General features: G+C 43.6%; 18 protein-coding genes and 1 riboswitch. Of the genes, 7 read left to right on the top strand and 11 right to left on the bottom strand.

What is annotated here, in order from left to right; translation table 11 throughout:
• Positions 1-61 precede the first annotated feature (61 nt).
• Positions 62-1,555, top strand: coding sequence for an NAD(P)H-hydrate dehydratase (locus R8G66_17495; GenBank protein MDW3194172.1), 1,494 nt, complete (start codon positions 62-64; stop codon positions 1,553-1,555).
• Between the two features lie 158 nt (positions 1,556-1,713).
• Complete coding sequence (locus tag R8G66_17490; protein ID MDW3194171.1) at positions 1,714-2,097, top strand: T9SS type A sorting domain-containing protein; 384 nt, start codon at positions 1,714-1,716, stop codon at positions 2,095-2,097.
• Between the two features lie 321 nt (positions 2,098-2,418).
• On the opposite strand, the gene R8G66_17485 is transcribed toward R8G66_17490, so the two are convergent.
• Together R8G66_17485 and R8G66_17480 are read right to left on the bottom strand one after the other, a co-directional pair.
• Complete coding sequence (locus tag R8G66_17485) at positions 2,419-3,006, bottom strand: lysophospholipid acyltransferase family protein (GenBank protein MDW3194170.1); 588 nt, start codon at positions 3,004-3,006, stop codon at positions 2,419-2,421.
• A 263-nt stretch (positions 3,007-3,269) separates the two neighbouring features.
• Positions 3,270-3,851: a DUF2911 domain-containing protein gene (locus R8G66_17480; protein MDW3194169.1), complete on the bottom strand. Its 582-nt coding sequence runs from the start codon at positions 3,849-3,851 to the stop codon at positions 3,270-3,272.
• Between the two features lie 192 nt (positions 3,852-4,043).
• Here R8G66_17480 and R8G66_17475 point away from each other — a divergent pair, with 192 nt between their 5' ends.
• Genes R8G66_17475 through R8G66_17465 form a run of 3 tightly spaced genes read left to right on the top strand, consistent with a single transcriptional unit; the run spans position 4,044 to position 6,659 of the window.
• A complete protein-coding gene (locus R8G66_17475; GenBank protein MDW3194168.1) occupies positions 4,044-4,709 on the top strand; it encodes a spondin domain-containing protein in 666 nt (221 codons plus the stop codon).
• Position 4,710: 1 nt separating this feature from the next.
• Positions 4,711-5,640, top strand: a complete 930-nt coding sequence (locus R8G66_17470; GenBank protein MDW3194167.1) for a hypothetical protein — start codon at positions 4,711-4,713, stop codon at positions 5,638-5,640.
• 38 nt (positions 5,641-5,678) lie between these two features.
• Entirely contained in the window at positions 5,679-6,659 is a 981-nt protein-coding gene (locus R8G66_17465; protein MDW3194166.1) for a hypothetical protein, read from the top strand.
• Positions 6,660-6,662: 3 nt separating this feature from the next.
• On the opposite strand, the gene R8G66_17460 is transcribed toward R8G66_17465, so the two are convergent.
• Both R8G66_17460 and R8G66_17455 read right to left on the bottom strand, forming a co-directional pair.
• On the bottom strand, positions 6,663-8,105 hold the full coding sequence (locus R8G66_17460; GenBank protein MDW3194165.1) for a DASS family sodium-coupled anion symporter: 1,443 nt from the start codon (positions 8,103-8,105) through the stop codon (positions 6,663-6,665).
• Between the two features lie 92 nt (positions 8,106-8,197).
• On the bottom strand, positions 8,198-10,747 hold the full coding sequence (locus R8G66_17455) for a M14 family zinc carboxypeptidase (GenBank protein MDW3194164.1): 2,550 nt from the start codon (positions 10,745-10,747) through the stop codon (positions 8,198-8,200).
• 126 nt (positions 10,748-10,873) lie between these two features.
• Between R8G66_17455 and R8G66_17450 the strand changes: the two genes are divergently transcribed.
• Positions 10,874-11,620 (top strand): shikimate dehydrogenase, encoded by a 747-nt coding sequence (locus tag R8G66_17450; protein MDW3194163.1) that lies wholly within the window; start codon positions 10,874-10,876, stop codon positions 11,618-11,620.
• Between the two features lie 6 nt (positions 11,621-11,626).
• A complete protein-coding gene (uvrB, locus tag R8G66_17445) occupies positions 11,627-13,648 on the top strand; it encodes an excinuclease ABC subunit UvrB (GenBank protein ID MDW3194162.1) in 2,022 nt (673 codons plus the stop codon).
• Here uvrB and R8G66_17440 read toward each other — a convergent pair.
• From R8G66_17440 to R8G66_17410, 7 genes are all read right to left on the bottom strand, one after another.
• Positions 13,632-14,363 (bottom strand): diphthine--ammonia ligase, encoded by a 732-nt coding sequence (locus R8G66_17440; GenBank protein MDW3194161.1) that lies wholly within the window; start codon positions 14,361-14,363, stop codon positions 13,632-13,634. The two genes, uvrB and R8G66_17440, sit on opposite strands and share 17 nt — an antisense overlap.
• Entirely contained in the window at positions 14,356-15,438 is a 1,083-nt protein-coding gene (locus R8G66_17435) for a hypothetical protein (protein ID MDW3194160.1), read from the bottom strand. The genes R8G66_17440 and R8G66_17435 overlap by 8 nt, the downstream gene beginning before the upstream one ends.
• Complete coding sequence (locus R8G66_17430; GenBank protein MDW3194159.1) at positions 15,422-17,374, bottom strand: TonB-dependent receptor; 1,953 nt, start codon at positions 17,372-17,374, stop codon at positions 15,422-15,424. The genes R8G66_17435 and R8G66_17430 overlap by 17 nt, the downstream gene beginning before the upstream one ends.
• A gap of 35 nt (positions 17,375-17,409) precedes the next feature.
• Positions 17,410-17,614: riboswitch (cobalamin riboswitch) on the bottom strand.
• A gap of 453 nt (positions 17,615-18,067) precedes the next feature.
• Positions 18,068-18,889 carry an alpha/beta hydrolase gene (locus R8G66_17425; protein ID MDW3194158.1) on the bottom strand — a complete coding sequence of 274 codons (822 nt, stop codon included), beginning with the start codon at positions 18,887-18,889 and terminating at the stop codon, positions 18,068-18,070.
• Positions 18,890-18,899: 10 nt separating this feature from the next.
• On the bottom strand, positions 18,900-19,595 hold the full coding sequence (locus R8G66_17420) for an SDR family oxidoreductase (GenBank protein MDW3194157.1): 696 nt from the start codon (positions 19,593-19,595) through the stop codon (positions 18,900-18,902).
• Positions 19,596-19,673: 78 nt separating this feature from the next.
• Positions 19,674-21,548: a tetratricopeptide repeat-containing sensor histidine kinase gene (locus R8G66_17415; protein MDW3194156.1), complete on the bottom strand. Its 1,875-nt coding sequence runs from the start codon at positions 21,546-21,548 to the stop codon at positions 19,674-19,676.
• Between the two features lie 17 nt (positions 21,549-21,565).
• Positions 21,566-22,171: a hypothetical protein gene (locus R8G66_17410; protein MDW3194155.1), complete on the bottom strand. Its 606-nt coding sequence runs from the start codon at positions 22,169-22,171 to the stop codon at positions 21,566-21,568.
• Between the last annotated feature and the right edge of the window lie 651 nt (positions 22,172-22,822).

The following is a 22,822-nucleotide window of genomic DNA, read 5'->3' as shown; positions in this document are numbered from 1 at the left end:
TTTAAGGCATTTTTAATGCCAAATCCATATCAGACTTAAGTAAATTGTACATCTGAAAACTATGAAAATCTTAACGGCTGAACAGATCCGTGCTGCGGATGCATATACCATTGAAAATGAACCCATTTCTTCTATCGACCTGATGGAACGGGCTTCATTGGCTTTCGTGAATTCTTTTTGCGAGTACTACGATGAATCCTGTGCCGTGACCATCTTTTGTGGTACTGGTAATAATGGTGGAGATGGGCTGGCCATTGGGAGGTTGCTTCATGAAAAGCAATACGAGGTACAAGCATGGGTTGTCGGAAATGAGGAGAAGGCCAGCATGGATTTCAAGCTGAACAAGCTGCGGGTTCAGTATCCTATAAAACAGCTAGAGGAGATTTCTGAGATCCCGAAATTTTCTGAAAATACCATCATCATCGATGCGATGTTTGGCTCAGGGCTCAATCGGTCGTTAGCGGGGTTCCCTGCCCAGCTAGTGACTTTTTTGAATCAGTCCGGAGCTGAGATTGTTGCTGTGGATATTGCTTCTGGGCTATTTTCTGAGCAACCTATGAATGATACGGAGGCCATTCGCCCAACCAGAACCATCAGCTTTCAAGTGCCAAAATTGGCTTTCTTTCAGACGGAATTGGCTATGTATGTGGGAAATTGGGAAATTCTGGACATTGGACTGGATGAAGATTTTATTCAACAACAGCCTTCTTTTTTCCAGCTTACCGGATCAGTTGATATCGAATTATCGATACGATCACCTTTCATGCATAAAGGAGACGCAGGTAGAGTTCAACTCTGGGCCGGAGCCAAAGGAAAAATGGGTGCGGCGATCCTGGCGGCGAAATCCTGTCTTCGAGCGGGGGCAGGGCTGCTATACATGAAATCTCCTGCTAAAGGAACACCTATTCTACAACAGACGGTGTTGGAGGCCATGGTTACAGAAGATGAAGGTGAAACGGAAATCATTTCTTCTACCTATTTGGAAATTGCGGATGTCATTGGGATTGGTCCTGGGATCGGAACGGCTGAAGCCACTCAGCAAGCTGTAACCGAATTACTGACAAATCATGACCATCAAAAGCCCATGGTATTTGATGCAGATGGGTTAAACATACTTGCAAGTAATCCACATCTCCTCGAAAAATTACCCAAAGGGTCGATCCTGACACCACACCCGGGTGAGTTCAAAAGACTGGTCGGTGCCTGGCGTGACGATTACGACAAATTGCAAAAACTTCAAGCATTGTGTCAAAAGTATCAATTGAATGTGGTTTTAAAAGGCGCCTTTTCGATGGTTTGCAATGAGCAGGGAGAGGTGTTTTTCAATCCGACAGGTAATGCGGGTATGGCCACAGCAGGAAGTGGGGATGTGCTTTTTGGATTGGTATGTGGATTGTTGGCTCAGGATAAAAATCCTTTCGATTCATTGAGGAGTGCGGTGTATATCCATGGCCTTGCAGGAGATTTTGCAAAACAAGACCTGGGGATGCGAAGTATGATGGCCTCAGACCTGATTGAGTACTTGCCAGAGGCTATTCAGTATGTGGAGAGTTAACTATTTATAAATCAATACTTTATTGAAATAGTAATATCGTCTTGAATTGCCATTTGTTATAGCAATTAACCATGTTAACCGTTTTTAACGTTCAATTCACCGAAAAATTTTATGATGTTTATCAAACATTGAGAAAAATTTTACGTACTTTGTAATCAATGAAACACCGTCTGTCCATATTGTTACTTGGATTCCTGTTCGCAGGAACCTTTGCCTTTGCGCAAGAGGGTAACAATACGCCTAATCCAGACGAGAATGACATCATCGTTCAGGACTTCCTGGACAAAGCGAATCGCATTGATGTTTATCCAAACCCTGCACAGGAATTCTTGATCGTTCAAATCTCGAACAGCAATGTTCAGGAATTGAAATTCGAAATCAGAAGTTTGTTGGGCCAAAAGATGCTTGTCGTTCCTGAAGATTTAGGTAATGGAAAATACCGATTCCCGGTCAAAGACTTTGCTGTCGGTTATTATTTCATGATTGTGAAAGACAATCAGGGAGTGGTTAACGTAGCCAAAAAATTCCTCAAGGCTAATTAGGCCCAATTCAATTCCTTAATTTCATGCGTTTTCTTATCAATTACTTGATTGGTTTAATGCCTATTACATCTTGACGAAATCGTTCTTTGGATCATTACAATCATAGCACTTACCAAGATCAACAGGTCAAATCGTATTGCTGAGAATTATCGAATGTTAATCTTAAAGATGTAAGGTTGTATTTAGTCGGGTGATCTCTCACCAGAGCGTTGCCATATTCTTTTTCAAAACAGACGAACCAAATAACTTATTAACTCTATCACCAAGGATCATTGAGTTAATATTATCGCCGTTCAGTACTTCTGCATGATGCATTTTAGCTTAACCCTCCTTCAACGCAAGCATCGATGCTTTGGTACTGTCCATGAAACTTTGGACATCTGAGAAATCACTGCTGGATATGGGCGTCCCGATGGTCATTTGAACTTTACCCGGTTTTATGCTCAACGAGTCACTGGGCATGACATGATTGGTGCCTTCCAGGTGAACAGGAACTACGGACAAGCCTGAATTATACGCCAACATAAAGGCTCCCTTTTTAAAAGTCTGAAGCGACCCTGTACGGCTTCTGGTTCCTTCGGGGAATACGAGGACAGACTTTCCTTTTTTGATTAATTCCCCTGCACTGTTCATGCTATTGATAGACTTTTGACGACTACCGCGATCCAGAAAGATCATTTTGGTAGCCATCATGAAAATACCTACAAAAGGAATTTTCTTCACTTCCGCTTTCGCGATGAAATAAAGATTGACAGGTAGTCCGGCAAACAGACATGGAATATCCATGTAAGAAGAATGATTGGCGACATAGATCCTTGGTTGGCTGAAGTCGAGCTCAGATTGCCCTTTAATGGAGAGCTTCAAGCCAGCGATCCACAAGATCACTTTGCCCCATTGATTTCGGGCCATGATCAGTGGAATTTTATGATTCAGGAAAATGAATCTAAGTATTAACGATAAGGGGACCATGAGGCCGGTCCAGATAAAAATGAGTACAATCCTTATTACAGGCATGATCTTCGAAAAGGCTTGTTTGGTAGTATTGAAGCTCTGTAAGCCGCAAAGAAATAGAAAAGTACTGATTTGGCTGCCTCAAATGTTTTTTGGTGGTTTTCAAATGAAAAAGCCCGGACTGTAATAGCCCAGGCTTATTCCTATAGTTAAGTTCTTGCTTAGAACTGAAAAGGTACACGCACCATGGTGTTGTCCCACCCGATGACCATATCAGCACCAGCATCACTCTTTTCAAAGAAGATACCTAATGACTCAACGGTTTCAGCAGTAGCTTGTGTTTTCACGGAAATGCTTGCCACAGAAGTAGATGAGGGATCATTTCTGAAGTTGTAAGAACCCCAGCTATCCAGTTCTGTACTGAAGTGGATTTCCCAGGCATCTTTCTCGATTTTTGCATGAACGCTGTATCTACCTGCTGCCAATTTGGTACCATTCACGGTAACATCTTTGAGCAACAGCAACTCAGTTGCCTCATTCGCTCCGATTCTCCACCAGGTTCCGAATTTTTCCAGGCCACCGAAGATATCTCTTCCTTTTTTCTGTGGTCTTGAGTACAAAACTCGCATAACCGGCTCTCCGGCTTTCTTTTCAGCATCAGTTTCAGCAAAATATCTGAAAGCAGCTCTTGGTGGGTAGTAGGCAGCATCCATGGGACTTCCGTCCGTTTTAGGAAAATCCTGTGAATAAGATGCGCTTACAAAAAGGCACATGATAACTGCGCTTAGTAATAAATTTTTCATAAGTGGGGATTTAATTTCGTAGTGATAATAGGTTTACATTCGAAAATGTTCAAACCTAAAACGTTGACAAAAAGTTCCCGTTGAAAAAAAATGGATAAGAAAGCGGTAATTGAGGATAAACGGAAGCAACCGACAACTATTCGCTGCCGGTAAAGGGAATTATACTTAAATTTTGGGAAGTGTTGATTTATTATGCACAAGACCTACATATGGATCATTGTTTTGTTGTGCTTCGCTGGATGCGAAGGGATTCCTGATACCCGGGCGGAATTTACCGTCACGATCGAGAATCTGTCGGGAACAGAAGCAGCCCCGGAGGTGATACTGTCCAGAGGAGTATTTATGACCCACCGAGGAGGTCATCCTTTGTTTTTCAATTTTTCATTTGAATATGGTCAAGGACTGGAAGAACTCGCCGAAGATGGCATCAATGATACATTGTTTAATAACCTCTCGGTAAGAAGAGACGTGATTGAAACGGGTGTTTTTCCTGATATCCTGCCAGGAGAGTCTGTATCATTCAGTTTTTCTGCTTCCTACGGAGATTCATTCAATCTGGCGAGTATGTTTACCGAATCCAACGATGCTTTCTATGCCTACAATGACGATGGTATAAGCCTTTTTCACCCGGATGGGGAACCCATTTCAGGGGACTTTACGCGGAAAGTATTCCTCTGGGATGCCGGTACAGAGTTGAATGAAGAGCCATATGAAGGCCCTAACCAACCTGCCAGGCAAATGAATTTGAATCAAGGAGAATTCACTGCTTTTGAACGAGTACGGTTGATTGATGATGGATTTTCTTATCCTGCGAAAACGTCAGTTCTTCGGATCACTTTTTCACCTACTACCCGTTGATATGCGCGTAATTCTAATCTTGTTTATGTGGGTAATTTCCTTGAATGTTTTTTCGCAAGGATGTAGTGATGCCGGGTTTTGTACGATGGGAGCGATGAAGCCGGACCAGAGCTTCAGCCGCCAGATTAACTTCAAGTTACGGAGCGTTGAATTTAGCTATTATCGGGGCACGTCTACTTTATCTCCGGTGATCTATTCGGTTACGGCAGATCTTAACTTTGGGATCAACGACCGGCTGGGCTTTCAGGTCAAGGTGCCCTACCAATGGGTGAAAGGAACCCTGGGAAATACGCAAAGTGTCGGAGATATTTCATTTAGCGTGACTCAGAACCTCTATCGTACGGAGCAGATCGATCTAAATTTCACCCTTGGTGGAAAGATTCCCACTAACAATTCCACACATGCCAATGCCAATGGACTAGACCTGCCGATGTATTACCAGACTAGCCTTGGGAGTTATGACGTAATCGCCGGATTTTCGATGCTAACAAAAAAATGGCTGGTGGCTTTTGGATACCAGCAAGCTCTAACTTCGAACGATAATGAGTTCCGATATGGCGAATGGATTCGGTTTCGAGATCAGGAATATGTTCGTAGTTATGACTCTGGCGTTGGTTTACGTCGAGGAATTGACCTGATGCTTCGCACAGAGAGAAGCTGGCGATTTATCAATTATTCCTTCAGTTTGGCAGCGTTGCCCATTTATAGAATTACACCTGACAGGGGATTGCAGATAGCCGCGAATGAAGATCGGGGTGAGGTAAGGACCACAGGTCTTGCATTGTCTGTATTGGCTGGTTTTACCTATCACTTAAGTACCTCGTCGGGTTTCAAAGTACTATATGGTTATAAGCTGTTGGATAGAAAAACAAATCCCGATGGACTAACACGTGATGATGTTTTTACCATGGCATACTTATTGAGGTTTTAAGAAAGTTGCTGATTTTTGCCTAAATGTTTGGATCTGCTATGAATTTGCTCAGGATGATACTGCTGATGGCGGTGGCTTTTGGCATGCTTTGGTTGCAGGGCTGCAGAAGTGATGACGATGATGTGAGTGAAGTCGCTTTTCTTGAATTCAGAGAAATTACGGCTATTCAGGGAACCAATCTGCGTCAGGCCACTGGCTTTCTTGGTTCCGCCGAGGAAAATGCGCTTTTTATTGCACATCGGGAAACCAATCCACAAACCGGATTTCTATCTGAGAAGATCATACGTTATGATTTGGCGACCGGTACAGGGATATTTCGGTATTTTGATCGGGAAGATTATATCACGAAACGCCTGCATATCAGAAACAATGAATTGATCGTGATCGGAGGTAGTTTTCTCAATACCTATTCCATTGATTTAACAGAAAACCTTACGAATGTCATTCACGGACTATCACTGACACGCTTTGGCAGCGCGCTATACAATGATGAGATCTACGTTTGGGGGGGTGACATCAATGCTGAAAATTCGGATAAGGTCTATCGCTGGAATGAAGCGGATCAGGCATTTGATATTGTGGCTACCTTGCCTGGACCTAAGGCCTGGGCAGAAGGAGAAATCATAGATGGCCACCTATACATATTCGGTGGGCGCGATGAGTTTGAGAGTGAGAATATCCAGGATGAGATTTACATTGTGAATCTGGCTACCGGAGCTACCAACATACAGCGGCTTCCGGGACCGATATCAAGAACCTTTACCATCAATAATAATGGTGTAATCTATGTTTCCGGGCAAACCTCAGATAGTGATCCGGCTACTCAGGATTTCAATATCTTCTTTGGAATCTATAACCCAAGTTTGGGCCTCTTCAATGAATTTACGACCAGTCTAAACGATGATGGCTTTCTTGCCGTCAATGCCATGACCAGGATCAATGATAAGGTTTATGTGCTTTATGGGCACGCCCTGGATGATGAGGCATTGATGAGTATAATGGAAGCAGATCTTCCCTGATCATTAAAAGACCAGCGGGATCAATGTCCAACTCATGATGACCAGTAAGACAATGGCCAGTAAATTCAGGATAATGCCGACCTTCACCATTTCAAAAACCTTAATGTAGCCACTGACAAAAACAATGGCATTGGGTGGTGTTGCCATCGGTAACATGAAAGCACAGCTTGAGGCCAAAGTGATAGGGATGGCCAGGTGAAGAAACTCCATACCAAGACCTTGCGCGATACCCGAAACCATTGGTGCAAATACAGCAACGAGCGCCACATTACTCATGAGTTCAGTCATAAACAACATGACAGAGATCAAAAATGGAGAAGTCGTTTGCTGGCTGAATTGCTCTTGCTCCACATATTGACCTATGGCGTCAATAATTCCTGTCTGAGAAAGTCCTTTTGCGAGGGCCAAACCCCCTCCGAATAAGATCAATATGCCCCATTGCAGTTTCTGAGTGTCTTCCCATTTGATTGCAAAGTCGCCTTTCCCAAGGCTGACCGGGACCGTAAATGTCAGTAGTGCACCAATGATTGCAATTTGCGCATTGCCCAGATTAAGATTGAGCAGATCATTGACGTAGGGACGGAAGATCCAGAGCAAAGCCGTCAAGGAAAAACAGATCAGTACAAGATTTTCTTTCTGACTTCTTTTTCCCAATTTATCCAGTTCCGAGGTAAGCACTTCTGATGAAATACCCAGATTACCAAGTCCGTTTTTATAAAATCTGGTGAGCACAAAGTAGGCAACAAACAGCATGACCCCCGCAAAGGGAAAGCCGATACCTGCCCATTTGATGAAATCCATTTCAACACCGTATTCGCTTTCCAGAAAGCCGATAAGCACCACATTTGGAGGCGTGCCGATCACAGTGGCCGTACCACCGATGTTGGCAGCATAAGCAATGCCCAGCATGGTGGCCAGGGCGAAGTTTCTGCTTCCTTTCTCATCAATGACCCGGTCTTTGATCAGGAAATCGATCATGGTCAAGGCGATGGGGAGTATGACCAAAGCAGTAGCTGTATTGCTGATCCACATACTCAGTAAGGCTGTGGCCAGCATGAAGCCCAGGATCACGCCATTGGCACTGCTACCTGTCAACTTGATGATGTTGAGTGCGATGCGTTTGTGAAGGTTGACCTTCTCCATGGCTAATGCCAATATGAACCCTCCGAAGAAAAGAAAGATGATCGGGCTTCCATAATTTACGGCGACATCAGCAAAAGTCATGATGCCCAGCATAGGAAATAAAAACATGGGCAATAAGGCCGTAACAGGAATATCTACTGCTTCGGTAATCCACCAGGAGACCATCCAGGCCGCGACGGAGATTACCTGCGTTGCTTCTTCACTAATGATATGAATGCCCGAAATATTAATCAGTATGAATATGATCGGACCGGCCAACAAACCGATTTTTTTGGAGATGGGATAAGAAGGAGTTCTTGCCATGGGTTAATTTCCTATGGTCATTTAATTCATAAAAGAAAGCAAGTAAACAAAAGGCCATCAATTGACGGCCTTTTTCTTATCTATTTCCTTCACTATTTGGTAGCACGTCGATCAATCAGATCACCGAAGTAAATGGCGTTTAGGAACAGGCGGTTGGTGCCGTACCAGAAAGCACGAAAGTTCGGGTTGAAAGACATGGAAACTATTTTTCCAGCTCCCATTTGGGAGACAATCACTGCTGCTTTGTCTTTAATCCTCTCATAATTTTCCTCACTGACGTAGCCACTCATGAGTGGATCGCTGGTGAACTGTACCGGATAGGCATATGGATTTTCGGTCACTTCGAAGAACGTGTTGCTATTGACGAATATGGGTAGACTCCTGTCTCTATAGCCATACCCCAGCGGATTCGTGATGTCGATATTTGTTTCGAATATGGTACCTCCGGTCACTTGTGCTCCTCTTACATTCGACAGGTTGGAATAATCATCTCTGCCGTCCTTAGGAGTTTTGGAGCGACTAAAATCCAGCTTGATAAATTCCTGGCTATTCAGCCAGTTGTTCGCGCTCTTCATGGCGATGATGTTACCGCCATTTCGAACCCACGTTTTCAACTGTTCTACTTTATTGGAATTAATGTCCGAATAGCCGCCATTGACCAGAATGATGGTATTGTACCGTCCCAGGTCTATGCGATTGAAGATGCGCATAGGTACAAGGCTAAGAGAGATATCAAATCGATTGTCCAACAAATGCCAAACTTCTCCGACATCATATTGACTAGTTCCTCCTTCTACCACAATCGCAATCTCAGGCTTTTCGATGCTCCTGACCGTAGGACTGCCAAGATTTACACCCATGCTGTTACCCGTACTTGAAGCATAAACATTTACAGGAACATCTTTCTGAGTATTCTGAAGTATCGCGAATAAAGCATCTCCATCCATGTCTTGTATTTGAGTAGGAACAATGATCGTTCCTCGATCAAAGGATGCCCCATTCAATTGAAATGGTGTTGTAGCTACTTTGACACGAACTTCAGATTCGAACAGACGATTCAGGAATTTTGGTGCCATATAATCGTCCCAACGAAACAAATAGGCATATTCAGCTCTTTCAATGCTTACTACCGGACGATCATCAATTACATGCAGGTCTCCTTTCGAGACAGATGCGGCTTTTCTGGCGTCAACATAGGTGAATTCCAGGTCAAATGCCAGAGGAAGTGTCCAGGCTGAAACATCATAAAACAGGCTGTCCTGAAATTTTGTGACCTTTTCGAACATGATGTGTGCCAGCCTTGCTTGCGCTTGCTCCGTGGGTACAAAATAACTGGTGCCTGCTTCAAAACTCTGACCATTGGCGCTGGTGTTATTGGTGACAGGATAAACTTCGATCTCGTGACGGGTCATCACATTGGCCAATTCCCTGGCTCTGTTCTGATCACCTTTACTACCAAATAACAGACCTTTTTGACTATTCTTTTTTGCATCGGCAATCGCATCTTTGAAAAACTGTCTTTGATGGGAAAGTAGGTCTTCTCTGAGCGCCACTGCGGCTTTAGCAGTAGATAAAATCGTGGTGAATTGATTTCTGATCGTGAAAGGAAACTTCAATATGCCATTGACACTTTCTTGCGCATGGCCTCTGGAACTGGCCTGCTCAAATAGAATGCCAACTGCGCCATTGATGTCCGGGAAGGTAGAGCCTTTGCCATAGTAGAAGTCATCAAAACTTTCTTGAGAATAGTATAATGATCCAATTTCATCGAATGCAGCTTTATGATACTCCGCGATTCTTTCGGTCAATCGGGTGTTGTTTGCAGGTGTGTTTGGGTTATTCCTTGAAGGGATTCCGGGCTGAAAGAAGAAAGTGGAATTGGTGCCCATCTCGTGATGGTCGGTCAGGATGTTTGGTTTCCAACGATGGAATTGGTCAATACGATTTTTAGATTCCGGTTGTTGTACCGGTAACCAATCTCGGTTCAAATCAAAATGGTAGTGATTGGTTCTGCTGCGTGGCCAGTATTCATTTTGTTCCCGGTTATTAGGGTCAGCGACCAAGTTCTTGGATCGATTGCTGTTGGCCCAGTTGGCGAATCGGTTAAAACCATCAGGATTGAAGCTTGGATCGAGCAGGATGATGGTATTGTCCAATATTTCCTCGATCTCACTCCCTTCGGCCGCTGCATAATAGTAAGCAGCGAGTACGGAAGCATTACCTCCACTGGGTTCATTGCCATGGATACTAAATCCTTGCCATACGACCGCCGGTAGATTCGAGATGTCCACCTGATCCGAAACATTGGGATCGGTTAGTTTTTTGTGTTCTACCCTTAGTTCTTCGAGCCGAGCCTGATTAGCTTCAGACGTGATGGCAAGCAAAAGTTGCGGGCGGTCTTCATGGGTTTTTCCATTTTCGATCAAGGTAACACGTGGCGAAGCTGCGGCCACGGCACGCATGTAATAGACCAATTTGTCATGGGTAATGTGCCATTCACCGATTTCATGACCAATGATGGCGACGGGAGTAGGTATATTTGAATTGTAGGTTCCTTCAGGAAGGTAATAATCGAGTTGGGTTTGCCCCATGGATGATAAGGAGAAAACCAGAAAGAGTATGAACGCGCTTGTTTTTTTCATTGATCAGTTGATTTAACCGAGACCAAAAATAGCAGAAGTACCATGTCAGCTAGACTATTATTACTTTTTCGGTTTAATTTCGTTTTTGATTCGAACCCACTTTGATACGTAACCCCGTACGCACGCATGAATAGGTATGGTTTGATAGGTTTTCCGCTTGAGCACTCTTTTTCGAAGAAGTACTTCGCTAAGAAGTTCAAGAAAATGGGACTAAGCGGTACACATGTCTACGAGTTATTTGAAATTGAATTCCTGAAGAACTTCCCGTCCATTTGGGACAGGTATCCGGATTTGAGAGGAGTGAATGTTACAATTCCTCACAAGATAAATGTCATGAACTTTCTGGATCAGCTTGATAACAGTGCTCACAAAGTGGGGGCCGTAAACGTCATCAAGAAAAAAGGAAATAAGCTCATCGGCTATAATAGTGATTACTACGGATTTAAAAAGTCACTAAAAAATTGGATCAAGGGCCAGAAACCGGAAGCTTTAATTTTAGGTTCAGGGGGTTCGTCACAATCTGTTCAGGTGGCCCTGGATGAATTGGACATTGATTACGACGTGGTTTCTCGAAGAAAGGACAAAGGAGATCTCTTGTATACACAATTCTATAAGGACGAAACATTATTCGAGCAATACAAATTGATCATCAATACCACTCCAATTGGTATGTTTCCTAATGTTGATGATGGTCCTCCGATTCCTTATGAGTCCTTTCATGAAGGGCAATACGTTTATGACCTGATCTATAACCCGGAAAAAACATTTTTGCTATCAGAGGCCGAAAAACGAGGTGCTAAGATCAAAAACGGCGCTGAAATGTTGGAATTTCAGGCAGAACGCGCCTGGGAGATTTGGACAACTCAGGATTAATAACAGATGGAATTTGGACTTACTGCAGCCTATCAGCCGACGGGCGATCAACCACAAGCCATAGTGAGCCTGGTTGAAGGGATCAATAACAATGAGCCGTCTCAGACCCTTTTAGGGGTAACCGGTTCAGGAAAGACCTTCACCATGGCCAACGTGATCAAAGAGGTGAATAAGCCAACTTTGGTACTAAGCCACAACAAGACGCTTGCGGCCCAATTGTACGGTGAGTTCAAGAGCTTTTTCCCTGAAAATGCGGTTGAGTACTTCATTAGTTACTATGATTATTACCAACCGGAGGCTTATATCCCAACGACCAATCTCTACATTGAGAAAGACCTTTCGATCAATGATGAGATCGAGAAACTTCGTCTGAGTGCAACGTCGGCACTGCTATCAGGAAGAAGAGATGTCGTAGTGATCGCATCTGTTTCCTGTATCTATGGTATTGGCAATCCGGAAGAATTTGGGAAGAATGTGATCAAAATTCAGGAAGGAGATGTGATTCCCCGCAATAGATTCCTGTTTGATCTGGTAGATATTTTGTACAGCCGTACAGAAGTGGAATTCAAGCGCGGGAACTTCCGTGTCAAAGGGGATACGGTAGATGTGTTTGTGGCCTATGCGGACTTTGCTTACCGCTTCATTTTTTGGGGCGATGAAATTGAGGCCATCCAGCGTGTAGATCCGATAAGTGGTGCCAAGATCAGCGATGAGCGTATTGTGACCATCTTCCCGGCCAACTTATTTGTGACAGGAAAAGACCTGCTGAATACGGCCATTCATGAAATTCAGGATGATTTGGTATCGCAGGTACAATTCTTTGAGGAAGAACGTCGGTTCATGGAAGCCAAGCGCCTGAAAGAAAGAACGGAGTTTGACCTGGAGATGATCCGGGAAATTGGCTATTGCTCTGGAGTCGAGAATTATTCCAGGTACTTCGATCGTCGTGAGCCAGGTATGCGGCCCTTCTGTTTGCTGGACTACTTCCCGGATGATTTCCTGATGGTGATCGACGAAAGCCACGTGACTATTCCACAGGTTCGTGGCATGTGGGGGGGCGATCGCGCACGCAAAGTCAACCTGGTAGATTTCGGCTTTCGATTGCCTTCTGCCATGGATAACCGACCACTGTCTTTCAATGAATTTGAAGAGATGCTCAATCAGGTCGTATTTGTCAGTGCGACCCCAGGTGACTATGAATTGCGAAAATCGGAGGGGGTAGTTGTGGAACAGCTGATCCGGCCAACAGGATTGCTTGATCCGATCATTGATGTGCGGCCTAGCCTCAATCAGATAGATGATCTGATGAATGAGATCCAGGAGCGCATTGAAATGGAAGATCGCATTTTGGTGACCACCCTGACCAAGCGCATGGCGGAGGAATTGACAAAATACCTGCAACGTGCGAATGTGAAAACCAAATACATCCATTCGGAGGTGGATACATTGGACAGGGTAGAGATCCTACGTGAGCTGCGACTAGGCGTTTTTGATGTGTTGGTGGGCGTTAATCTACTCCGTGAGGGACTTGATCTGCCAGAAGTGTCTTTGGTGGCGATTCTGGATGCAGACAAGGAAGGTTACTTGCGTAACGAGCGTTCTCTCGTGCAAACAATCGGTCGTGCAGCACGAAATGATCGTGGAAAAGTGATCATGTATGCGGACAAGATTACTGGTTCCATGCAGAGTGCGATTGATGAGACCAATCGAAGAAGAGCGATCCAGGAGGAATACAACGCCGAGCATGGTATTATACCGAAGACGGTGAAGAAGGACAAAGAGGCCATTCTCAAACAAACGGGAGTGGCAGACAAGAAAAAAGGTGCTCGTCCTTATGTGATGGAAGAAGAGCATACGTTAGCGGCCGATCCCGTAGTAGCTTACATGGATAAAGATCAGCTCAAGAAAATGGCCGATGAGACTAAGCGGAAAATGGAGAAAGCGGCCAAAGACCTGGACTTTATGGAGGCTGCTAAACTCCGGGATGAGTTCATGGAGATCGAAAAGCTGATCAAAGAGAAGAAGTAGTGGTTTCGGCCATATTTACTTCTACAAATTCCATTCGGCTGGTCTGTTCATTGCCCTGATTATCTTTGAATTGATATTCGTGCACTTCGACCTCACCAAGCGTAATTTTTAAGGATTTTTTGTAAAGCGGTCCATCATAAACAAAGGAATGGAATTCTCCATTTTCCCCGCAAGCATCTACGTCAATTGGAAATTGATCCAGTAGTTCTTTGCTGTAGTTTTTTCCAGCTACATGAAAATCAAATTTGTCTGGATTCGCAGCACAAATGAGCGTCTGAAAACTCAGATCCAGGAATTGATGGGCCAGCTTCAGAGTGTCTTTTTGCCAAAGTGGGTAAATCCCATCAAGACCGTGTTCCGACAATAGTTCATCGCGATACTTTTTCAGGTCTTCCAGAAAAATGTCACCAAACAGGACATGATGGATATCTCGGTCCTTTAGGCTTTGATAGTAGGCTCCAGTGACTTTTTCAAAGCTGGCATTAGAGGTATCCTTGTTCAGCTCCAGGAAATGAACAGGCAAGCCTAATTGGTTTGCCTGTTGTTCAATGAGTGTTTTCTGGATGCCATGGAGGCCTACACGCTGTGTGTCTTTATTGATCAACGTATGAAGTTCAATTACCTCGAACTGCGTGTCTTGCAATATGTGCCACAGTGCCAGCGTGGCATCTTTGCCTCCGCTCCAACTCACACTTATGGGAATCTTCTTACTCAAATGCGCAACCATTGGGCCCAATACCTACCGCGTAAGAAGCCGTTTCGTTTCCTTCAGAATCGTAGAAGATCATATTTCCTGCAGCACTAAAGTCAGGCGCCTGCAGGCCAATCAATTGACCGTTTTCAGGATCAACCGCAAAACCATACAGTGACTGCTCCACGAATCCACTTGCGGGCAATTGGGTGTCACTGACGCTCATGCGATAGACCTCTCCATCGTAGGTGAAGTAAAGGGTATTACCAGCCGAATTGATGTTTAGGTTACCAGCATTGCTAAAGGTGATTTCGGGAAAGTCCAGTTGGAATTCCACTTGATTATTGCTGATTTTACTTAATGAGGAAGGAGTACTTTCTTCAACGATTAGGTTGAATTCGGCATCAAAGGCAAAGGCTCCTGCAGACAAGACCCAAAGTGCACCTTGAGCATCCTGAACAAGGCCGATCGGGTTGTCGCCTACGGTGATTTCACTGGTAACTTCGTCAGTATTCGTGTCAATGATGCTCACGGTGTTGTCAGTTCCAAAGCCGCCGCGATTGGCGACATACAATTGCTCACCTACGAGTAACATTTGATTGGCTCCGGCTCCTGTTTCAATGGTTTTAGTTACCGTGTAAGAATCCAGGTCGATAACTTTTACAGATCCTGAAAACCCATCTCCCCAATCGGAAACGTATCCTTTTGAAATGTTCAGTCCTACAAAGTATCTGGGGCTGGAGATACCATCTTCGATGGTGGCCAAGGAAGTAAAATCTTCTACGTCGATCACTTCAACCTTGCCGGAGTTTTGTACCTGAATGAACCCTTCTCCTTCGAATATGGCCATGGATTGTGTCTGATCACCCAAAGGTCGTCCGTTTACTGCTTGAAAGACATTGTTACTGATCGTCATATTCTCTTCATCGAAATAGGAAAGCGAGGTGTTTGAATTACCAAAACCTCCTTCATTTACGATGAAAAATCCATTGAGCGAATTGTCAATCATTGGTTCATCTTCCGAGCATGAAGCCAGGAAAAGTACGCTCGCACAGATGGTTGTGAAAACTAGTGTTTTGAATCTAAAAATTTGTTGCATGTTGAGAAAGTTTCAAATTAAGTCCGAGATTGATATGAAACCCAGGCATAGGATAGCCCGCCCGGGCAAAATAATGCTGGTCCAGTAGGTTGTTTAATTCTAACCGCACAGACCCGTGTATTTTATTGAGAGTCCCCTCATAGGAAATTCTCATATTGGTAATCCAATAAGGATCAATGGAAAGAAATGGGTTGTTGTCTCCTGTAGTAAATTGTTCACCTACAAAATTCATCTGATACAACACTTCAATATCAGTCCATCGGGTGATCAGAGAAGCCCCACCCTGATGTATGGGCGTATAGATCAACTGCTGATCTAATTCTTGTGTATTGCCAAACTCGTTAATGATTTCGTTGGTAGATCGTGTGTATTGATAGCTACCGTTGACTCTCACTTCCCAAAGTTCACTCCGCAATAAGGTAGATCGAATTTGAACCTGAGCACCTCGCGACCATACTTCCTTGATGTTGTCAGGCGACCAGATGGATGCAGTAATAGGAGCCCAGAGAATCCAATCATTGATGTGACTACTGAATAGTGACAGAGAAACATTGAGACGATCCTGATTTGGTATCATTTCCCAGTCCCCCCCGATTTCCCAGGACCAGCCTCGTTCAGCTCGAAGGTCAGGATTACCCTCTCCACCAGGGCCATTCCAGAAGAGGTCATTGAATGTAGGAACGCGGTACACCCTTGATGCATTGGCATTGATGACCAGATTCGGTTGGAATGCTTTAATCAATACCAGTGAAGGGATGATCGGAGCCCATAGATTACCTACCCGTTCCTGTCGGATGTCAAAGGTGTATTTGAATAAATCAGGTATATTTTGTTGGAGGCTGACATGTGCACTGGTGCGATGACGATTGGCTGATTGCCCTCCTGAAAACCCAGTGGAGGTGACCCACTCATAGCGATGAGAAATTGAGCTTTTAAGATTGACCTGGCCGGAGGAAAAATTTCCCTGTATCTCATTGTGCCAGTTATAAAAGTCGGTTTCTGAAATCAGAAGGGCTCCTGGATCCTCGTATAGGAGTTGATTGGAGATCAGTGCTGTATTGATCTTGAAAGTTTGGTGCTTTTGTTTCTTATCCCAGGAAAGTAAAACACGATCAGACAGGTCTTGTTGCGTGGCTTCCCCTGGAGCAGAAACGGTAGCCGGATTAGGGATTTCCAAATGATTATCCTGATGCCACCACAATAGCTTCAATTGAGAAGACCTGGGCCGATAAATATAACTTGCAAGAAACCCTTGTCGATCAATAGCTGCATGTTCCCATTTTTCTTCAGGGGCTCCTCTTCTTGCAGTATTGTTAAAAATAAAATCATTGTCCGCGTGCTCATCGAACCATGAAAAACTCCAGAAATGATTTTTGGTTGCATACTCTGCTTTGTAATGCTGATATTGCCTTCCAAAACTACCCGCCAGTAGGCTCGCTGTAATTTGGTAACCAGAATCCAGGTTAGGTTGGTTGTTGAGATGAAGCGTGCCTCCAATGGCTCCGCTGCCAAAAGTGCCTGCGGATCCTCCAAATTGGATGGCGACATTATCCAAAAGACCAGACGTAATTTGACTCAGGTCGGTCGTGCCATTCGAAGGGCTTTCGAGGCTGATCCCATTCCAAAGAACTGCTGTGTGTGAAGAGCCCGTTCCTCGAAAATTTGCTGTAGCAAGACCGGATGCTCCATAGGTTCGTATGCTTCCCGGAGCTTGCCGACTCAGTAACTCTGTGAAGGATACCCCTTCGTTGGTCCGCAATTCTTTGGATGTAAGCCGATGGGTTTGATAACCCAATCCCTGGTCAGGGTAAGTAACTTCCTCGACCAAAATTTCATTCAGCCATATGACCGGGTCTCGATAGACGGAATCACGGTCTTGCGCGATAGTCCAAATGCTCCATAAAAGAGCCCATAAGAAGATAAACTGCTTTTTCAATTCTTCACGATTTGTGTGTTCTATTCCCGGAACACGCCATCCAAACTTGTATTGGCAGGTCTCCTGACTTTCCTTTGTTTTTCAGCCTTCCCAATCTTGCAATCAGTGGCGCGAGGGAGAAAAACACTCCTTTCGGATCGAGGATTTACAGTTGCGGGGACAGTTCCGGATTTTCACCGGATTCCCTTTTAATCCAGGCCAAAAAATCTTTGACCCGGAACCAAAATACGAGGCAAAGCTAGCCAAATATTATTTGGTGTGATTGCAAATTCTGTTTTTTCAGGAATAATGTTTTGATAAATATCTGATAACTATACTGGCTATCAGGCAGTTACTTTTTAGGGGGAGCACGCGGTATGTATACGAGATTAGTTGACTTTGGACTTTTTGTGTTGATTTGGATGGTTCAATTGATAGCCTATCCAAGCTTTAGGTACTTTCAAAAATCCGATCTGTTTGTTTGGCATGAATACTATACCAAGATGATCACGCTGTTTGTTGTGCCGCTCATGTTTGGTCAGCTTGGGTTGCATTTACACGGCATGATCAGGTCAACTTTCGCGTGGACACAGGTATTGGCTTTTTCTATGATCATAGTTGTTTGGCTGATCACCTTTTTAAAAGCAGTTCCTCTACATGCTCAGATTGATTCAGGTGAAAATTTGCAGGCATCGATCGAAAGTTTGATTCGAGTCAATTGGATGCGGACGGTGCTATGGACCCTGGTTTTTTTGATATCCCTCTGGAAGCCCCAAGGAAATCTATGACCAGTCGATTGAAAAATTTTGGCTTTTCTATGTTGCAAATGTGTCCGGTAGCAGGAATTTCAACCAACTGCGCATTGCCATGGAGTCGCTTATAGTCCCGGGCTCCTTTTAGAAAGATATAATCATCTTTTCCCATGACAATCAGGGTAGGAGTAGGGAAGGCAAATCGGTAAAATCGACTAAGCAATCGGAAGAATTCTCCATAAAGGCCGATCCACTTCAGGTACTCTTGTTGTGTTAACTTTTGAGATTGGATTTGATAGATGCGTCGTGCTTTTTGGTTGCGTTTTCTGGGCATGAGCAGGTAGGAAAACATCCGATACATCTGCGAGTAAGTGAGAAATAGATTGAATACCCTTGCCAGCTGGACAAACGTACGGATCATTAAATTCCCTTTGAAAATGCCACCGGCCATCACAATATGCAAGAGGAGTCCTGGGCGTTTCATGGCCAGGTCTTGCAACAATACGCTGCCAAAAGACAGAGTGATGAAATGAGCTTCCTGAATTTTGAGATGATCGATGACTTGAAGAATGTCAGAGGTAATATGTGCGAATTTGTAAGAATCATGTTCAGGTTCCCGGTTTTTGGAAGAACCATGATCCCTGAGATCGATGAGGAGTAAATTAAAATGATGGGCAAGGTCTGACCTTTGATAACCCCAGCTTTTCATAGAGCCACCAGCCCCATGAATGAAAACTACCCATGTTTTGTTCTCTCCGAGTATGTCGGTTTCGTAGTTAAGCATGGATGTTTGCTTACATCATTTTCACAGAAGAAAGACCTCCATCAATGTGCAAAACCTGGCCAGTTATCCATTGTGACTGATCCGATAGCAGGAAGGACGTCATACCTGCAATATCTTTAGGTGTGCCAACACTGGCCAGTGGATGTCTTTTTGCGGAAGCCTCGATTTTTTCAGGAGTGGATAACAGTTTACTAGCTAGTGGCGTGTTAACGATAGAAGGGGCAATACAATTGACTCGGATTTTCGGAGCCAGTTCTGCAGCTAATGACCGGGTCAATCCTTCTACAGCACCTTTGGCCATTGCAATGCTGGTATGAAATCCCATGCCCTGACCTACTGCGACCGTGCTAAAGAAGACTATGGTAGCTTCTTCCGCTTTTTTCAAAAAGGGTAAAACTTGTTGTAGGATTTCGACAGCTCCCAGGACGTTGATGTCCAGATCAGCTTGAAAGTCCACCCTTTTCAATCGGTGAAAGGGCTTCAGATTAATAGAACCAGGACAATAAACGAACCCGTCAATTGCGTCGGTTTTTAATTCAATAGGTTTTGGTTCATTAATATCATAGGAGATAAAATTTACCTTTTTAGTCCAATTGCCCTCCGTTCTTGAAAGGGCAGTCACTTGATGACCTTGTTCCAGAAGGTCATTGGTAAGTTGTAAACCTATTCCGGAGCTCGCCCCTACAATCAAATAATGCTTTCCCATCTATCCGTTTTTATGACTCCAATAACTCCAAGGTGACAGGAAATGTTTAGAAACAAGTGTTGGAGAGGTGGATACGTCTTATTGCTGGTGAAGTGGCAGTTCCACGGTGAAAGTAGAGCCTTGACCAACAGTACTGGCCACGGCGATTTGTCCTTTGTTGATGTTAACAAAGTCATTGACTAATTGTAAGCCCAGTCCAAGTCCGGATTCCCCGGAAGTACCTTTTGTTGATTTGCCCTCATTAAGTTCGAACAAGTGTTGTACTTTATCCTTAGGCATACCAACGCCACTGTCTTGAAACATGATGTGCCCCATATGCGAGCCATTTAGTTCAGCGGTCACCGAAACTGTTCCACCTTTTGGGGTGAACTTGATCGCATTGTTCAGTAGGTTTCTGAAGATAGCAGACGAAGTGTTTTTATCAACGTAGATATCAAAATCTTCGGCCACGTTCACATCGAGTTGGATGTTTTTAGAAGCGGCCATGTCGGTAAAGATGTCTTGTGCATCTGAGAGTAAGGATTTTACGCTGTAAGAGTCCGGCACATAAGGGAAGTGCCCTTGTTGTTGGAGTGCCCAATGCAGCAGGTTGTCCAGCAATTTTACCAATCGGTCAACAGAGTGCTCCATTTTATCCATCATCTCCCGGAGCTGATCCGTTTTCTTATCATCGATGAAATACTTCGTGATGCTGACTAGACCACTCAATACACCTACAGGTCCGCGTAGATCATGAGAAATGATCGAGAAAAACCGATCCTTCGTATTGTTAAGTGAGATGAGCGAGTTTTTCTGCTCTTCCAGTTGTGTATTCAACTTTACCTTGGTCTTATAATAGATAAAGACAATGATCACCAGGCAAATCACGATAAACAAGGTGATGCCACCGATCACCATGATCATTTGATTGCTACGTCGTTGTTGGAGCAAGAGATCAACTTCGCCTTGCTTCTGGCCTACTTCAAACTCTGTCCGCAGATTCGCGATTTCCTGAGTAGTTTCCAGGTTTTGAATACTGTCTCGATAGGCGTAGTGCTGAATCAGATAGTCTGCAGCCAATTCATGTTCGCCAACACTGCGATTCAGTTGAAATAATAGAAAAGAAGCATCTCTAACTTGTTCTTTAAGTCCTTCTTCTTTCGCCAGTTCTAATCCTTTAGTTGTGAATTTGATCGCCTCTATTTCATCTCCTTCTTCCTGGAAAATGTTGCCCAATTGATTGTAATAATCTGCCACACCATATCGGTCTCCAAGAGGTTCGAGCATATCGATGGCTTTGAATAAATCTTTCTTAGCGATCTCATTGTTGCCTTGTTTCCAAAACACCAAAGATCGATTTCCGATCACATAAGCCAACCCCAATGTCATGTCGCTTTCCTGAAGAATGGATTCTGATTCATTGTAATAAGCCATGGCCGAATCATAGTTCTCAATCAGATAGTAATCGTACCCGAAATTGAGGAGGGTAAGTGCAAGTTGATTCGTCTTTCCAAGACTTCTTAAAATTTGGATGGTCTTGGAGCCATATAATAGTGCATTTTCCGAATCACCATTTAACGTGTAGCAGGTCGAAATTTCAGCGTAAATTGTGCCTAAAAGAGAAGTATATTTTTCTTTCTCAGAAGCTACATTGGCTCCATCGAATAATGATGTAAGTGCAAGTCTTAAATTGCCCTGTAGCCTCTGACCAACTCCTAACCTCAAGAATCCCCTAATGATGTACTCTTCGTTTTGAAGTTGTCTTGCAAGTTCCAGAACTTTCTCACTTGAAGAAATCATTTCTTCAGGTGAACTAGTGTTCTCAGATAAAATAAGATGCGATATGAGGGCTTGTTCTTTGTCAAGACTGCCCTCTTCTACTAACTTTCTAACACTGTCGGCCCTGGATTGATTTTGTGATAATCCAACAGTAACTACACTAATAAAAAGATAGAGGCTGACTACAATTCGCATTAGCGATGGTCAACATTTTATATTGATGGAGGTACGACAACAACTTTTGGGTCCAGTCGGATCGGACCTTCACCATCGTTTCTGATATCGTAAACAATGTCGTACTTGAGTGTCACGTCTTCTGGTACGGAAGGAGGAATAAAGGTGATCCACCAGTAATTTCTCCAATATTCAAAATTATTTGCAGCGCCAATCATGTTACGTGAAGCTTCATCGAACTCGATGGCATTGAGTGCTAATAAACCACTGCCTCTGAAGTGACAAATGATCGTATTGGGTTTGACGATTGCCGTAACTTCTTCTTCCGTAACTTCAATGTACCCTTGTCTACGTTCATCCCAGGCATTGTAGAGTAATTTTCTCCCATTATTCCCATTGCCATTTTTAAATTTGTATAGAATACACAAGACATCAGGTTTTTCCCATTCAGACCGGGACACTTCAGGAACCGTAGCTTCCAGATCGGAAACATATTGATCAGCTTGGGCTAATGCTGTATTCAACAGGGCTTGATCATTCTGTTGATCTAATGTGCTTACCTGTGTTGATTCTTGACACGAAACAAATACAGTGAGAACGATCAGGAAGATCGTAGGGATGGATAAATAGCGGTGGTGTTTCATTTCTTTCTTGTGGTTGTGACCTCTAGTATATCTACCATCAAATGATAAATATCCCTCTAAAATACTATCAAATGATGAATTCTAAAAGTATTTGTGGCAATAAGTCACGTGGCGAAAAGGCTACGTTAGATTGTATTAAAGGATGGTTGAATCATTGCAAAAAATGGTCGCAATTAAATGTGAATTGAATACGTGAATGTCTTGAATGAGGAGTGTTATTTTTAATTAATATCTCATAAAATACTGATAATCAAATATATATAATTCAATGGGATCAATCAAAAGGTCATGTTAACCACAGGGTGTTTCTTGCTTAAAGTGGAGGCATTTGTTGCTCACAAGATGAACATTTTTTATGATATTCATTAGCCTTACGGTCATTCAGTAGCAATCTGTGTTTTCGACAAAAGCGCGATTTTCGTCGTTTACCTGACATGCATGTGATGTCAGTAAATATTAAGTTAACTGACTGCATGGTGCTTTGTTATAAAACTCCGCAAAATATCAGATAACCCTTTGAGTGAGCGACGGTATATTATTCTGTGAAGATGTTTCTGAAATGCAGGGTAGTGACACTTAGTTCGTGCTGTTTATTGCATCAATACAGCGTATCATTCCGGATTGATGCTGGAAAATAGTAGTACCTGAGGC

This window comes from Cytophagales bacterium (assembly GCA_033344775.1).
Classification (GTDB): Bacteria; Bacteroidota; Bacteroidia; order Cytophagales; family Cyclobacteriaceae; genus JAWPMT01.
The sequence above is the reverse complement of the archived record's forward strand: the minus strand, read 5'-3'. Positions and strand labels throughout refer to the sequence as shown.

Bases quoted from the DNA above. Each gene is read 5' to 3' on its own strand.
- R8G66_17495 (MDW3194172.1), top strand. From the start codon at position 62: ATGAAAATCTTAACGGCTGAACAGATCCGTGCTGCGGATGCATATACC.
- R8G66_17490 (MDW3194171.1), top strand. From the start codon at position 1,714: ATGAAACACCGTCTGTCCATATTGTTACTTGGATTCCTGTTCGCAGGA.
- R8G66_17485 (MDW3194170.1), bottom strand. From the start codon at position 3,006: ATGGCCCGAAATCAATGGGGCAAAGTGATCTTGTGGATCGCTGGCTTG.
- R8G66_17480 (MDW3194169.1), bottom strand. From the start codon at position 3,851: ATGAAAAATTTATTACTAAGCGCAGTTATCATGTGCCTTTTTGTAAGC.
- R8G66_17475 (MDW3194168.1), top strand. From the start codon at position 4,044: ATGCACAAGACCTACATATGGATCATTGTTTTGTTGTGCTTCGCTGGA.
- R8G66_17470 (MDW3194167.1), top strand. From the start codon at position 4,711: ATGCGCGTAATTCTAATCTTGTTTATGTGGGTAATTTCCTTGAATGTT.
- R8G66_17465 (MDW3194166.1), top strand. From the start codon at position 5,679: ATGAATTTGCTCAGGATGATACTGCTGATGGCGGTGGCTTTTGGCATG.
- R8G66_17460 (MDW3194165.1), bottom strand. From the start codon at position 8,105: ATGGCAAGAACTCCTTCTTATCCCATCTCCAAAAAAATCGGTTTGTTG.
- R8G66_17455 (MDW3194164.1), bottom strand. From the start codon at position 10,747: ATGAAAAAAACAAGCGCGTTCATACTCTTTCTGGTTTTCTCCTTATCA.
- R8G66_17450 (MDW3194163.1), top strand. From the start codon at position 10,874: ATGAATAGGTATGGTTTGATAGGTTTTCCGCTTGAGCACTCTTTTTCG.
- uvrB (MDW3194162.1), top strand. From the start codon at position 11,627: ATGGAATTTGGACTTACTGCAGCCTATCAGCCGACGGGCGATCAACCA.
- R8G66_17435 (MDW3194160.1), bottom strand. From the start codon at position 15,438: ATGCAACAAATTTTTAGATTCAAAACACTAGTTTTCACAACCATCTGT.
- R8G66_17425 (MDW3194158.1), bottom strand. From the start codon at position 18,889: ATGCTTAACTACGAAACCGACATACTCGGAGAGAACAAAACATGGGTA.
- R8G66_17420 (MDW3194157.1), bottom strand. From the start codon at position 19,595: ATGGGAAAGCATTATTTGATTGTAGGGGCGAGCTCCGGAATAGGTTTA.
- R8G66_17415 (MDW3194156.1), bottom strand. From the start codon at position 21,548: ATGCGAATTGTAGTCAGCCTCTATCTTTTTATTAGTGTAGTTACTGTT.
- R8G66_17410 (MDW3194155.1), bottom strand. From the start codon at position 22,171: ATGAAACACCACCGCTATTTATCCATCCCTACGATCTTCCTGATCGTT.